Annotated in this window: 12 protein-coding genes and 4 pseudogenes; 9 read left to right on the forward strand and 7 right to left on the reverse strand. The window is 67.7% G+C overall.

Annotation, left to right across the window (positions count from 1 at the left end):
• Nucleotides 1-13: 13 nt before the first annotated feature.
• From KLK06_RS62945 to KLK06_RS04270, 3 genes and pseudogenes are all read right to left on the reverse strand, one after another.
• A pseudogene (locus KLK06_RS62945) lies at nucleotides 14-190 on the reverse strand (transposase); the annotation flags it as partial.
• A gap of 51 nt (nucleotides 191-241) precedes the next feature.
• Entirely contained in the window at nucleotides 242-820 is a 579-nt protein-coding gene (locus tag KLK06_RS04265) for an MFS transporter (RefSeq protein WP_214633991.1), read from the reverse strand.
• Nucleotides 821-1,098: 278 nt separating this feature from the next.
• A pseudogene (locus KLK06_RS04270) lies at nucleotides 1,099-1,612 on the reverse strand (Tn3 family transposase); the annotation flags it as partial.
• Nucleotides 1,613-2,010: 398 nt separating this feature from the next.
• On the opposite strand from KLK06_RS04270, the gene KLK06_RS04275 reads away from it, so the two are divergent.
• Entirely contained in the window at nucleotides 2,011-2,193 is a 183-nt protein-coding gene (locus tag KLK06_RS04275; RefSeq protein WP_284734904.1) for a Tn3 family transposase, read from the forward strand.
• Between the two features lie 61 nt (nucleotides 2,194-2,254).
• Here the strand turns inward: KLK06_RS04275 and KLK06_RS04280 are convergent, their stop codons facing one another.
• Complete coding sequence (locus tag KLK06_RS04280; RefSeq protein ID WP_214633994.1) at nucleotides 2,255-2,638, reverse strand: metalloregulator ArsR/SmtB family transcription factor; 384 nt, start codon at nucleotides 2,636-2,638, stop codon at nucleotides 2,255-2,257.
• A 66-nt stretch (nucleotides 2,639-2,704) separates the two neighbouring features.
• On the opposite strand from KLK06_RS04280, the gene KLK06_RS04285 reads away from it, so the two are divergent.
• Both KLK06_RS04285 and KLK06_RS04290 read left to right on the forward strand, forming a co-directional pair.
• Nucleotides 2,705-4,753 carry a heavy metal translocating P-type ATPase gene (locus tag KLK06_RS04285; protein ID WP_374197097.1) on the forward strand — a complete coding sequence of 683 codons (2,049 nt, stop codon included), beginning with the start codon at nucleotides 2,705-2,707 and terminating at the stop codon, nucleotides 4,751-4,753.
• Entirely contained in the window at nucleotides 4,750-5,088 is a 339-nt protein-coding gene (locus tag KLK06_RS04290) for a hypothetical protein (RefSeq protein ID WP_214633995.1), read from the forward strand. The genes KLK06_RS04285 and KLK06_RS04290 overlap by 4 nt, the downstream gene beginning before the upstream one ends.
• Before the next feature lie 65 nt (nucleotides 5,089-5,153).
• Here the strand turns inward: KLK06_RS04290 and KLK06_RS04295 are convergent, their stop codons facing one another.
• Together KLK06_RS04295 and KLK06_RS04300 are read right to left on the reverse strand one after the other, a co-directional pair.
• A complete protein-coding gene (locus tag KLK06_RS04295; RefSeq protein WP_214633996.1) occupies nucleotides 5,154-5,717 on the reverse strand; it encodes a YkvA family protein in 564 nt (187 codons plus the stop codon).
• A 160-nt stretch (nucleotides 5,718-5,877) separates the two neighbouring features.
• The gene (locus tag KLK06_RS04300; protein WP_214633997.1) at nucleotides 5,878-6,471 is read right to left on the reverse strand and encodes a recombinase family protein; all 594 of its coding nucleotides are present in this window, start codon (nucleotides 6,469-6,471) and stop codon (nucleotides 5,878-5,880) included.
• Between KLK06_RS04300 and KLK06_RS04305 the strand changes: the two are divergent.
• From KLK06_RS04305 to KLK06_RS59545, 4 genes and pseudogenes are all read left to right on the forward strand, one after another.
• Nucleotides 6,460-7,374, forward strand: a pseudogene (locus KLK06_RS04305) (Tn3 family transposase). The gene KLK06_RS04300 and the pseudogene KLK06_RS04305 overlap by 12 nt on opposite strands.
• Nucleotides 7,375-7,473: 99 nt before the next feature.
• Nucleotides 7,474-7,722, forward strand: coding sequence for a hypothetical protein (locus tag KLK06_RS04315; RefSeq protein WP_214634000.1), 249 nt, complete (start codon nucleotides 7,474-7,476; stop codon nucleotides 7,720-7,722).
• 125 nt (nucleotides 7,723-7,847) lie between these two features.
• A pseudogene (locus tag KLK06_RS59540) lies at nucleotides 7,848-8,210 on the forward strand (DUF4158 domain-containing protein); the annotation flags it as partial.
• A 1,294-nt stretch (nucleotides 8,211-9,504) separates the two neighbouring features.
• The gene (locus KLK06_RS59545) at nucleotides 9,505-10,635 is read left to right on the forward strand and encodes a transposase (RefSeq protein ID WP_250904915.1); all 1,131 of its coding nucleotides are present in this window, start codon (nucleotides 9,505-9,507) and stop codon (nucleotides 10,633-10,635) included.
• Nucleotides 10,636-10,768: 133 nt separating this feature from the next.
• Here the strand turns inward: KLK06_RS59545 and KLK06_RS04325 are convergent, their stop codons facing one another.
• Complete coding sequence (locus tag KLK06_RS04325; protein WP_214634001.1) at nucleotides 10,769-11,143, reverse strand: helix-turn-helix domain-containing protein; 375 nt, start codon at nucleotides 11,141-11,143, stop codon at nucleotides 10,769-10,771.
• A 115-nt stretch (nucleotides 11,144-11,258) separates the two neighbouring features.
• Here KLK06_RS04325 and KLK06_RS04330 point away from each other — a divergent pair, with 115 nt between their 5' ends.
• Nucleotides 11,259-11,918: an FMN-dependent NADH-azoreductase gene (locus KLK06_RS04330; protein ID WP_214634002.1), complete on the forward strand. Its 660-nt coding sequence runs from the start codon at nucleotides 11,259-11,261 to the stop codon at nucleotides 11,916-11,918.
• An 86-nt stretch (nucleotides 11,919-12,004) separates the two neighbouring features.
• Nucleotides 12,005-12,358 carry a DoxX family protein gene (locus KLK06_RS04335; RefSeq protein ID WP_214634678.1) on the forward strand — a complete coding sequence of 118 codons (354 nt, stop codon included), beginning with the start codon at nucleotides 12,005-12,007 and terminating at the stop codon, nucleotides 12,356-12,358.
• Nucleotides 12,359-13,024: the final 666 nt, after the last annotated feature.

Here is a 13,024-nt window from a genome sequence, read left to right on the forward strand (position 1 = left end):
TGAAGATCGACATAACGGTGGACCAGGGCCCGTACTCGGCGGGCAGGTCCCGCCACGGACTGCCGGTCCGAAAGCGCCACATCATCGCGTTGAACTGCTGCCGCAGGTCCGGGATCGGGCCTCGCTCACCCAACGGCAGGCGAGGCTCGATCAAGAACCATTCCTCATCGGTGAGGTCTCCACGCGCCATGGCGAAGGCGTACCAGGATCGCAGACCATAGCGCAGCGAATCCCTCTGATCTCAACTCCGTACAGGCCCTAGGGCGAGGCACGCCGCCGAACCGACGTAGACGACTCCCCAGGAAATCTGCTGCAGTTGGCCGCCGAGGACGATGGCGGCTCCCGAGGTGACCGTCCCGAGCATGGTGAACCGAGACTTGATCTTGACGTAGCTGGCCGTTGCACCACGACGCACGAGCAGGTCGTACAGCAGGGCGGTGTCCGAACCGGACACACATGCCATGCCCACGCCCTGCCCGATGAACAGCGCCAGGAACACCCAGTAGTTGGAGAACGCCACCTGACCGAGCAGACATCCAGCTATCAGCATCTGGCCGATCACGATGCTGGCACGCCTGCCGATTCGGTCGGCGATGACTCCCGTCGGCAACTCCGCAAGTCCGCTGACCAGGTAGAGCAGTGTCTGCAGTAGGGCCACTTGCTCGGCGGAGAAGCCTCGCTGCTGAAGGAAGAGGATGAATACGCCGCGCTGGAATAGCGTGTTGGTAAGCACGGCGTATACGTAGAACGGGCGCGTGACACTTCGTGCTGCATTGTCGACTGCGGCCGACCCGCCAAGGGCCTCCGTGGTGCCGGTCATGCTGCAGGCTCCCTGGTGACTCCGGTGATCATTAGTGTTGGGCCTCCGCCGCCGACCGGAACCTCCAGCTCGGTGTTTCACCGCGAGTTCCAGGGCTGGTGGCTGCCCGTCACCAGCTGGAAAAGGTGACCCGCGACCTGCAATGATCCGGCTTGCCGAAGGCTGGGATCGGATGCGGGTGGGGGCACCTTTCACGTGCAGCGTAGCGAGTGGAGCCGGGGTCTGGCGATGTCCGAGGCTGCGGCAAACGCCCAACGGCGCCGGCCGCAGCCGTCGGCCTACTCGTCGTCGGTGGCGTCCTTGTCGCACAGCGGCCGCAGCCCGCCGGGCAGCTCAGGAAGCTGGAACGAGTAGCGGCCCAGCATGTTGATGTGGTGCCGCACGAACGGGGAGAGGCGGGCCACATCCTCGTCGCGGACGTTGAAGCCGTTGGCGCGCAGCTGGTTGACCGCGGCGTCCATGTAGCGGGTGTTGAACAGCACGAGCGCGTTGAGGACCAGGCCCAGGGCGCCGAGCCGGTCTTCCATGCCGTCCTGGTAGCGGTGGTAGAGCTGCCCCTGCTTGCCGTGGAAGATCTTCCGGGCGAGCGCGTGGCGGCCTTCCTGGAGGTTGGCCTGCACTTTGATCCACCTGCGGTAGCCGGGCTCGTCGGCCAGGCGCAGGATGTGCAGGGTCTTGGAGATCCGCCCGTAGTGGGCAATCGCGTCGCCCAGCGGTCGGGCGCCCGTCGCGCGACAGCATCCGGATGACGTCGTACGCGCGCACGGCGCCGGTGTGGATGGAGCCGATGACGGCTCCTTCTGCAGGTGGCCGTCTCGGCGCGCCCCGGCCACGTGCTGGTGCGCCCGCGCGATGGCGGAGTTCACACTCACCGTCCAGCCGATCTTCCCGTCGGCATCCGCACACGCCTGCAACCCCGCCAGGATCCGCGCCCCCCCGCCCGCATCACCGCTTAGTACGACCCTGCGACTCGCCGACGCAATGGCTGACCAAGGCAGGGGGCCCAGCGCCGACTTCGACCGGCGTCGCGGGTTCGGGCGAAGCACCTGGACACGCGTGCGATGCAACGTGCCTTGGGCACTGGCCAACGTGCCTTACGTTCATGACAAGATCATCTCACTCTGACCTGCGAGAAGACGTCAATAACCCCAGATAACGATCGCACCTGCTCGCCGCGGCGAATCGCCTACCTGAACACGGTGATGATCCAGCTCGTGCTACGTGACCCGGCCTGGCAGAAGAAGCTCACCCCGGCCGACAGGCGGGGCCTGTCGGCCCTGTTCTGGACCCATCTGAACCTGTACGGGCGCTTCGAGCTCGACATGAACCGTCATCTGGAGCTGGAAGCTGTCCCTTCCGGTCAGCCTGAGTGAGAGCTGACCGGTTGCATCCGGTCGGCCACGTCGGCGCCAAGGGGCCCCATGCGACGCCGGGTCAGGAAGCGGTGCGTACGGTCTCGGCGGGGGCCTGATCGCCGCTCTGATGGTCGGCCTGGCCGCCGCGGTCGATGTGGTCGGCGTGGTAGAGGCCTTCGCCGAGCAGGCGGCGTACGTGGTCGTCGGCGGCGCTGTAGTAGACGAAGGTGCCCTCGCGGCGGCCCTTGACCAGCCCGGCCAGGCGCAGCTTGGCCAGGTGCTGACTGACCGTGGTGGGGGCGGCGTCGGCGAGTTCGGCCAGGCAGGCGACGTTGGACTCGCCCTGCAGCAGCGCCCACAGGATCTTGATGCGGGTGGGGTCGGACAGCAGCCGGAACGACTCGGCGGCCAAGTGCACCTGTTCCTCGTTCGGCATGTCGAAATCGGTCAGCGAGGTGTGCATGCCGTCAGCATATCCCCGAACCTCACTATTTGCATATCTGCGTGTATACGCATATACGATGCTTCGGTGATAACAGATCTGAGCCGTTCTCCCGCTGCCCCACCCCCGGCCGCGACGTCCCGGCCGGCCACGTGGTGGCGCTCCGGCGCCGGCTCGCTGCCAGAGGTGCGCTGGGCCATCGCCGCCACCGCGCTGTTCGCCGCCGGCGGCGCCACCCAGCTGGTCGGCGCGCCACCATGGCTGTGGTGGAGCCTGTACCTGGCCTGTTATGCCGCCGGCGGCTGGGAGCCGGGCTTGGCCGGGTTGAAGGCGCTGCGCGAGCGCACGCTGGACGTCGATCTGCTGATGGTCGCCGCGGCGATCGGCGCGGCGGCGATCGGGCAGGTCTTCGACGGCGCGCTGCTGATCGTCATCTTCGCCACCTCCGGCGCGCTGGAATCCCTGGCCACCAAACGCACTGAGGACTCCGTGCGCGGCCTGCTGGACTTGGCCCCCGACCAGGCCACCCGCATCGACGACAGCGGCACCGAAAAGGTCGTGGCGGCCGCCGACCTGCACATCGGCGATGTCATCGTGGTACGGCCGGGAGAGCGCATCGGCGCCGACGGCCAGGTGGTCGCCGGGGCCAGCGACGTCGACCAGGCCTCCATCACCGGTGAGAGCCTGCCGGTGGACAAGCAGACCGGCGATGAGGTGTTCGCCGGCACGGTGAACGGCACCGGCGTGCTGCGCGTGCACGTCACCCGGCCGGCGTCGCAGACGGTGATCGCCCGCATCGTGGCGATGGTCGAGCAGGCCAGCGCCACCAAGGCGCGCACCCAGCTGTTCATCGAGAAGGTCGAGCAGCGCTACTCCGTGGTGATGGTCGCCGCCACCCTGGCCCTGTTCGCGCTGCCCCTACTGTGGGGCACGCCGGTACAAGACAGCCTGCTGCGGGCGATGACCTTCATGATCGTGGCCTCGCCGTGCGCGGTAGTGCTGGCCACCATGCCGCCGCTGCTGGCCGCCATTGCCACCGCCGGACGCAACGGCGTGCTGGTCAAATCCGCCGTGGTGATGGAACAACTGGCCGACGTCACCCAGGTCGCCTTCGACAAGACCGGCACCCTGACCGAAGGCCGCCCGCACCTGGCCCACCTGCGCGCCCTGCCCCACCCGGCGGGCGACCGAAGCAGCGAGCCCGGGGCCCAGGCCGCAACGCAGATCGACCGGCTGCTCACGCTCGCGGCCGCCGCCGAACAGGGCTCTGAACATCCGCTGGGCCGCGCCATCGTCGCCGCCGCCCACCACCAGGCACTACCGCTGCCCGCCGCTACCGGCTTCGCCGCCCTGCCCGGGCGAGGGGTGCGCGCCCACGTCGACGGACACCTGGTCGAGATCGGCAGCCCCGCCCACCTGCTGGACCCGACCGCGTCCAGTGACGCCGGTGATGCGGCGCAGGCCCGCGCGGTGGTGGCCGAACTCGAAGACGACGGGCACAGCGCCGTGCTGATGCTCCTGGACGGCCGCCCCGCCGCGGTGCTCGGCCTGGCCGACCGCCTGCGCCCCGACGCTGCGCAGGCGGTCACGCAGCTGACCAGCTTGACCGGCTCCATTCCGGTTCTCTTGACCGGCGACAACCCCCGCGCGGCGGCCCGGATGGCCGGCCAGGCCGGCATCACCGACGTACGGGCCGGCCTGCTGCCCGAGGACAAGGTGCACGCGGTACGCGAACTGCAGCAGCAGGCACGGGTGGCGCTGGTCGGCGACGGTGTCAACGACGCCCCCGCCCTGGCCACCGCCCACGCCGGCATCGCCATGGGCCGCGCCGGCGCTGACCTCACCCTCGATACCGCCGACGCGGTCATCACCCGCGACGAACTGGCCACCGTCCCCGCCGTACTCGCCCTGGCCCGGCGCGCCCGCCGCCTGGTCATCGCCAACCTGATCATCGCCGCCACCTTCATCGCCGTGCTGGTGGCCTGGGACCTGCTCGGCGACCTGCCGCTGCCGCTCGGCGTGGCCGGACACGAGGGCTCCACCGTCATCGTCGGCCTCAACGGGCTGCGCCTGCTGCGAGGCGCCGCCTGGCGGCGCGCCGCCACCCCTCCCACGACAGCAAGGACATCCCGATGACCACCACGGGCAGCCCCGGCCCCGCCCTGCCGAGCATCGTCCGCTACCCCGGCAGGACCGCCCTGGCCATCGCCGACCAACTCTGTCAGGCTTACGCCGAGGTGTTCTCCCAGCCGCCCTGGAACGAAGACCACACCCGGGTCGAGGAGTTTCGCCACCGGCTGGACACCGACGCCCACCGGCCCGGCTTTCGCGCCGTGATCGCCACCGGAACCGGCCGCTGCATCGACGGGTTCGCCACCGGCTGGATCAGGCCGTCCGCCCACACGCCCGTCGCCGCGACCTTCTGCTCGCCCTGGCCAGCGGCGCACCCCAAGGCCGGGCCTGGCTCCTGACACACCGAGACGTCACCAGCACCATCGCCTTCTACCGCAACCTCGGCTGGCGGCTCATCTCGCCCCTACCCGGCACCGACAACGACATCGCCGTGTTCCTGTCGCCATGACCTTCTTGACCCACCTGAACCTGTACGAGCGTTCGAGCTCGACATGAAATGCCGCCGTTTGTCTGCGGTTTTGAAGGCGAGATTGGTACCACTCAGCTGACTATTCGGGGCGGGCGGGACTGCTGGCAATGCCGGTGAGTCGCAGAGTGCGGTGAAGCCGTCATCGCTTCCGGGCCAGTGCTGGTGGACGGCGCTCAGACCTGCGCGGCGGACTACGCCGCGCAGGACGAACGTGACGATGATCGCGTCGTCGGCGTAGCCGAGGATGGGAATGAAGTCAGGGATCAAGTCGATGGGCACTGCCAGATAGGCCAGGAGCAGGCCGAGCCGTACGCGGATGCCAGTCGGTAGTGTGTGGTCGGCGGCCAGGCGGCGAAGCAAGCGCAGCAGGTCGGGAAGGATGCGTAGCGCCTCAGTGAGCAACGAACCCTTCGGCCGGATCAAGACCAAGGCGACGATCAGCAGCATCCAGCTGGCCGCGACCGCGATCAGGATGCCGATGAGGATGTCCCATCCCATCTCGAACTCCTCTCTTCGGTGTCAGTGCGCGAGGGCTGGCCAACTCGCTGCCGGGGGGATGGCAGGACCGATGGCGGTGTCGGCGGCCAGGGCGATCTGCTCGAAAGTGGCCGCCATCCGCACGCAGGCCGAGCAGCGCGTGCCCCTGACCTGAAGCTGTTCACGCCGGCGCCGCGGCGCTCTCGCCGTCGACGAGCACCCGGTAGACGCTGGCCACCGAGGGGTGCCGGCCCTTGTTCTTGCCCGCTGGGATGACCAGCTTGCGGGCGATGTCGGGCACGGCCACCCCACGAGCGCGGAGCGTCCGGGCGTAGGCGATCATGTCATCGTCGAACACCTTCGGCCGCCCACCATGACGGCCGCGCTCGCGAGCCGTGGCCTGACCCTCCAGCGACTTCTCCCGCACGTACTCCCGCTCGGACTCGGCCATCCCGGCGAAGAAGGCGAACAACGCCGCGCCGTGCCCGGAGGGGTTGTAGATGCCCTGCAGCGGGCCGGTCAGCAACTCCAGCTCGATGTCGTGATAGCGCAGTTCCTCGGCGATCGCCAGGAGCTCCGCGGCGCCGCGGCCGAGCCGCTTCATCTCATGCACCGTGAAGATCACCCGCTGGTGCGGCACGGCGCTCTTGATGGTGCGCGCGTACTCCATCGCCTTGACGAACTCCGGCCGCGCCTTGATCCGCGTACTGATCTTCTCCGAGAAGATCGGTTCGTCCGCGGCAAGACCGTGACCGGCCGGAACATGGTCATTCACGGTGGTCAGGTGCTGTCCACGTACACCCATGTCTCCGATCAGTGGTCGACGTACGGCACGAAGATCATCGTGCCGACGGCGCGGGAGGCGCACTTCGTCCTGGACGGTTTCCTGGGCAACGCGACCGACCTGCCGATCGCCGAGCACGCGACAGATACTCACGGCGCGACGTTGATCAACTTTGCGTTGTTCGACCTGGTGGGCAAGGCGCTGACTCCGCGGTTGCGGGACCTGACCCGGGTCACCCTGGTGCGGGACGAGACCCCGACCGAGATAGCCAAGCGTTACCCGCACGCCGGGCCGCTGCTGGGCGCGCGCTGGAATGAGGACCTGGTGCCCGGCTGCTGGCAGGACCTGCTGCGGATGGCCGGGTCGCTGAAGTACGGGCAGGCCACCGCCTCGCTGATCGTCGGCAAATGGTCGGCCGCCTCGCGGCAGAACACCCTGGCCGCCGCGCTGAAGGAATGGGGCATGCTCAGAAGGACCGTCCACCTCGCGAAGTACCTGTCGGACCCGGTCTTCAGGAGGAAGATCTCGCGGCAGCTGAACAAGGGGGAGAGCCTGCACGCGCTGCGCCGCGACCTGCACTAAGCGCAGCTGGGCACGATCACCCGGCCGCATCTGGAGCAGCAGACCGAGCAGGCGTGGTGCCTGACCGTCTTGACCAACTCGGTGGTCGCCTGAACGACCGAATATTATTCTCGGGCGGTGCTGGAGCTGCGTTCGCAGGGCCGGGAGGTGAGCAACGAGATCCTGTCGCACATCTCGCCCGGCCACAGCGACAACATCAACTTCTTTGGCGTCATCAACGTGGACGTCGAGGCGGAACTGGCCAAGCTTGACACCGGTGGCTGGCGGCCGCTGCGGCCCGCACAACTGCGTGAGCTGGGTCTGGCGCCCTGACAGGCCCGCGCCGCGCTCATGCAGGAAGACGGCGTAGGCGGTTGCTGTGGAAGCGCCCCGGCGATCGTCGAGCTGGTAGACGGCGGCACACTACCTGCTGTGCGTTCCTCTTCGTTGATCTCCCTGACCGCTCTCCTGCCGGTGGCCTTGATTGCCCTCGTCGTGCTGGGCGCGTTGGTGGCCTGGCTCGGCCAGCTCGGACATGGACGAGCGGTCCTTACCGCCTGTCTACGGGCGGCCGCCCAACTCGGCGCGGTCTCCGTGCTGATCGCCTGGGTGATCGCCTCCTTCGCGGCCACGGCGGGATTCGGGGGTCTTCTCCCGAACGTGACCCCAGCCCCAAAGTAGCTCTGGGATAGATCACGGTTGCGGTTCGTGATCGTCACGAGTCGGGCATACCGTCCGATAGCAGTGCTGCGGCCTTCGACTGTGTTCCCGACCTCGGGGATCGTTCGACGAGTGGCGGTGTGCTGATGCGTCGGGAGTGGGAACCGGAAGAGCTGATCGCAGCGTGGACGTTGCTGGATGACGACTCGAACAAGTCGGGCGCGACACGGCTGGGCTTCGGCCTGATGCTGAAGTTCTTCGAGCTGGAGGCCCGCTTCCCTCGGCATGTCGGGGAGTTCCCCAAAGCCGCGGTGGACTACGTGGCTGGACAGGTGAAGGTCGAGCCGGGCCTGCTGGCCGACTACCAGTGGACGGGCAGCACGATCGAGTACCACCGTTCCCAGATCCGCAAGGCGTTGGGGTTTCACGAGTCGACCCGGGCCGATGAGGACGCGCTGATCGAGTGGCTGGCCAGTGACATCTGCCCGATGGTGCTGACGGATGAGGGGATTCGGGCGGCGATGCTGTTGCGTTGCCGGAACCTGAAGATTGAGCCGCCCGGCCGGACCGAACGCATCGTGCGCGGCTGCCGGGCCCGGTTCGAGCGGGCGTTCTGTGAGCGGGTGACCGGGTGCCTGTCGGCCGACTCGACCGCCGCGTTGCTGGAGCTGGCCACCGGTGCGGATGGGTTCTTGGCCGAGCTGAAGGCCGACCCGGGTCGGCTGGGGCTGGAGACGCTGTTGGAGGAGATCGTCAAACTACGGCGTAGCAAGGCGCTGGGGTTGCCGGCGGACTTGTTCGGCGGGTTCTCCGACAAGCTGGTGGCTTCCTGGCGGGCGCGGGCGATGGCTTCACACCCTTCTGATTTCGCTGCCAACCCCGAGCCGGTGCGCCTGACGCTGCTGGCCGCGTTGGCCTGGTGCCGTACCGCTGAGATCACCGACGCCCTGGTGGACCTGTTGATCGGCCTGGTCTCGAAGGTCAACACGAAGGCTGAGCGCCGGGTCGAGCAGGCGCTGTACGCCGAGGTCAAGAAGGTGCACGGCAAGACCGCCAAGCTGTACTCGATCGCCGAGGCCTTCCTGGCCGCCCCTGACAAGCCGGTGCGGCAGGTGGTCTTCCCCGCGGTCGGCGAGAGCACGCTGCGAGCGCTGGTAGCCGAAGCCAAGGCCGACGCCAAGACCTATCGGGCGCGGGTGCGCACCGTGCTGACCAGCTCTTACTCCAGCTACTACCGGCGGATGCTGCCCAAGCTGCTGACCGCGATCGAGTTCAAGTGCAACAACACCGCTTACCGGCCGGTGATGGATGCCCTGGACCTGCTGGGCCGCTACGCCGACGTGCCGAGCAAGGTCCGCCACTACGACGGCGTCGAGGCGGCACCGATCACCGGCGTGGTCCCGGACGGGTGGCGGGAGGCGGTGGTCGACGGCGACGGCGTGGTCGAGCGGGTCTCTTATGAGCTGTGCGTGCTGATCGCGGTGAAGGACGCGCTGCGCCGCCGGGAGATCTACGTCGACGGCGCCGCCCGCTGGCGCAACCCCGAAGAGGACCTGCCGGCCGATTTTGAGGACAACCGCGACGTGCACTACGAGAACCTGCGCCAGCCTCTGGACGCGGGCGAGTTCATCGCCACCTTGAAGGAGGCGATGCGCACCTCGATGGCCGACAGCGCGGCCGCGATCACCAAGAAACGCTCGGGCGGCACCAAGGTCAAGACCTACCGTGGTGAGCCGATGTGGCATGTGCCCGACCTGGGCAAGCTGAAGACGCCGGAGAACCTGCGGGCGCTGCACGCCGCGGTTGCGGCCCGCTGGGGCGTCATCGACCTTCTCGACTTTCCTCAAGGAGTCCGACTTCGTCACCCAGTTCACCGACGACTTCTCCACCATCGCCACCAGGGAGAACACCCCGCGGGAGGTGATCCGCAAACGTCTGCTGCTGGTGCTGTACGCCCTGGGCACCAACATCGGGATCAAGCGGGTGGCCGACGGCGGCAAGCACGGCGAGAGCGAGGCCGCGTTGCGCTCCACCCGCTATCTGTTCGTCAACCGCGACAACCTGCGCAACGCGATCGCGACGTTGGTGAATGCCACCCTGCGGGCGCGCGATGAGGCCTGGTGGGGCACCGGCACCGCCTGCGCGAGCGACGCCAAGAAGTTCGGGTCCTGGTCCTCCAACCTGATGACGGAGTACCACGTCCGCTATGGCGGCCCCGGCGTGATGATCTACTGGCACGTCGAACGCAAGTCGGTGTGCGTGTACTCCCAGCTCAAGTCCTGTTCGGCGTCGGAGGTCTCGGCGATGATCGAGGGCGTGCTGCGGCACTGCACCGATGCCACCATCGACCGGCAGTACACCGACACCCACGGCCAGAACCTGGTCGGCTTCGCCTTCTCTCACCTGTTGGGCTTCAGACTGCTGCCGCGGATGAAGAACGTCTCCCACCAAAAGCTCGTCCGCGTCGACGCCGAGCAGGCCGTACCCGCATGCCTGACCGGCATGGTGAGCGAGCGCACCATCGACTGGGAGCTGATCGCCCAGCAGTACGACCAGATGGTCAAGTACGCCACCGCGCTGAAGCTCCGCACCGGCGAGGCCGAACAGGTACTGCGCCGCTTCATCCGCGGCGGCCCCAAGCACCCCACCTACCGCGCCATCGAAGAGGTCGGCCGGGCGGTCAAGTCGATCTTCATCGCCGACTACATGGCCTCCGAAGGACTACGCCGGGAGATCCACGAGGGCCTGCAGGTGGTGGAGAACTGGAACTCCGCCAACGCCGATCTGTTCTACGGCAAGGCCGGCACCATCGGCGGCACCGACCGGGAGAACCAGGAAGTCTCCATGCTCGCCCTGCACCTGCTGCAATCGGCCCTGGTCTTCGTCAACACCATCCTGGTGCAGTCCGCTTCTGAAGGACCCGGCCTGGGCTGAGCGGCTCACCGACGCCGACCGGCGCGCGCTCAGCCCGCTCTTCTGGTCGCACGCCAACCTCTACGGCACCATCCAGATCGACATGGACATCCACCTGGACCTGGGCCTAGCCGCCTGACACGGTGATCACGCCTTAAGCGCCTACGGCCGTCGGCTGCGTCGGCCGGCTGTCCTTGAGGTGCTGGTTGGCCCATCGCGCCAATTCCTTCAGCGCGGGTTCGAGTGCGGCACCGGACTCCGTCAGCCGGTAGGAGACGCGCAGCGGCGGCCCCTCATTGACTTCGCGGACGACCAGCCCTGCCGCGCCGAGTTCGGTGAGCCGGTCGGAAAGCATGCGTTCACTCACGCCGGGGACGGACCTGCGCAGTTCGCCGAAGTACACCGGGCCCCGCAGCAGCGCGGCCACGATCATGCCCGTCCAGCGCTTTCCCAGCAGCTGGAAGACGGGCCCAATGCCATCCTCGACGCGCCCGCACCCTGCTTCATTGTGAGTCCCTTCATCGGCCATGAACCCATGGTACTACCCTCTTCTTCGCTAGTGAGAAAAAGTAAGCTAGTGTGAAAAGAATAGTTACGCACAAAGCCCGGACGATGCTCCGGGCCCCTGATCAAGGGAGATACTCATGCCCACCCTGCTGCACCTGGACGCGTCCCTCTTCCCTCTGTCGGCATCGGCCTCACGTGCGGTGACGCAGACCTTCCACAAGGCCTGGGAAGAGCAGCACCCGGAAAACGTCGTGATCTATCGCGACCTGGCCGCGAACCCTGTTCCGCACCTCGACGGCATCGCCGCGACCGCCGGTTTCGCGGCACCTGCCGACCACAGCCGGGAGCAGGCCGCCGCCTTCGCTGAGCGCATCACGCTGGTCGAGGAATTGGAGCAGGCTGACGCCGTGCTGATCGGCGCGCCGATGTACAACTTCTCGATTCCCTCGACCCTCAAGGCATGGCTGGACCATGTGATCCTGCCGGGGCGTACCGCGGGCGAGAACTCGACCGTCAAGGGCACACCGGTCATCGTCGTCGCCAGCCGCGGCGGCTCCTACGCTCCGGGCACCCCGCGTGAGCCCTTCGAGTACGTCCAGAACTACCTGCGGGACGTTTTGACCGTGTATCTCGGCGTCGAGGTCGACTTCATCGTCCCCGAGCTGACCCTTGCCGCCACCAACCCCGCGATGGCCCAGCTCATCCCGCTCGCGGAAGCCTCGCGCGCCAAGGCTCTCCAAGACGCGGTCACCAAGGCCAAGCACCTCGCCCTGCGCCTGCGCGCGAACGCCGCGTAACAACCCGCTCCACCGCGGGTGGAGAAGCCGCGACCTTCTCCACCCGCCCGCTCAACGATTGTCGGGATCAACAAACTGGAGTGATCATGTTCATTGCCTATGCAGTCATCGCGGTCCTGCTCGCGCTAGCCCTGCTGCCGTCCGCCTGGGCCAAGCTGACTCGCCAGGAGCGCGCCGTGCAGACCTTGACCGAACAGCTTGGCGTGCCTCTGTGGCTGTATCCGTTCTTGGCGGCGTGTGAGATCGCCGGCGCGGCGGGCCTGGTCATCGGCCTGTGGTACGGCCCGCTCGGTATCGCGGCGGCCGTGGGCCTGGTGCTCTACTTCATCGGCGCCATCGGCGCCCATCTGCGCAAGAGCGACGTCAAAGGCATCGTCACTCCAGTGGTGATCCTCATCCTCGCCGTGGCGGCCCTGCTTCTGCGGGCAGCTTCCCTGTGACCAGGACCGGCCGCCCAGGTTAAGTGATCCAAGCCCTACAGCTCCCGAGCATGGCGGTAGGTGATGGGGCCGGTGTCGCGGTGTCGGCGGTCGGTCACCTGGCGGAAGGTCTCGGCCTTCGAGGAGGCTGGCGTGCGTCGCGGGTAACCGTGGGGTGCGGAGCCCAGAGGAAAGCCCAAGAGTGCCCGTTCCGTCCGGGAGCCACAGGCGAGGGGAAGGCTGGAAGGGCGAACGACCGTGAATCCTTGCTGATGCCTCGTCATGTCCACGCCACGAGACGGGATGCTGACCGTGGTGAATAGGGGCCGTGCCGCTGGAAGGCGGCGAACGGCGGCCGGGGACCGAACCCGGACCGTGTAGACACCGTTGCCCCCGGGGTACCGAGGACGCCCGATCCCAGCCGCGTCTCATGCGTGCGGAACATGGAAACCTCGTCGAGGTCCGCTCCCAGGTGACCGGGAGCGGTAGGCCGACCGCGAGGAGAGCTGAACTCCCCGGCGGGAACAGGATGCCCAAGAAGCTAAGGCCGGCAGCCGAAAGGCGGCAGGAAACCGGGACGGCAAGGCCGCTTCCTCCAGCGGTGGTCTCGGATAACTGGCCGGATACCGGGCCTGGTGCCCGGGCCCGAAAGGGCGCTGACGTGGGCAGGTGAGCCTTTGACGACGA

The organism is Nonomuraea sp. NEAU-A123 (genome assembly GCF_018603905.1).
Lineage (GTDB): Bacteria > Actinomycetota > Actinomycetes > Streptosporangiales > Streptosporangiaceae > Nonomuraea.

Coding starts and splice junctions, on each gene's coding strand:
- KLK06_RS04290 (WP_214633995.1), top strand. CDS start 4,750: ATGACCACCACGGGCAGCCCCGGCCCCGCCCTGCCGAGCATCGTCCGC.
- KLK06_RS04265 (WP_214633991.1), bottom strand. CDS start 820: ATGACCGGCACCACGGAGGCCCTTGGCGGGTCGGCCGCAGTCGACAAT.
- KLK06_RS04280 (WP_214633994.1), bottom strand. CDS start 2,638: ATGCACACCTCGCTGACCGATTTCGACATGCCGAACGAGGAACAGGTG.
- KLK06_RS04325 (WP_214634001.1), bottom strand. CDS start 11,143: ATGGCCGATGAAGGGACTCACAATGAAGCAGGGTGCGGGCGCGTCGAG.
- KLK06_RS04335 (WP_214634678.1), top strand. CDS start 12,005: ATGTTCATTGCCTATGCAGTCATCGCGGTCCTGCTCGCGCTAGCCCTG.
- KLK06_RS04295 (WP_214633996.1), bottom strand. CDS start 5,717: ATGGGATGGGACATCCTCATCGGCATCCTGATCGCGGTCGCGGCCAGC.
- KLK06_RS04330 (WP_214634002.1), top strand. CDS start 11,259: ATGCCCACCCTGCTGCACCTGGACGCGTCCCTCTTCCCTCTGTCGGCA.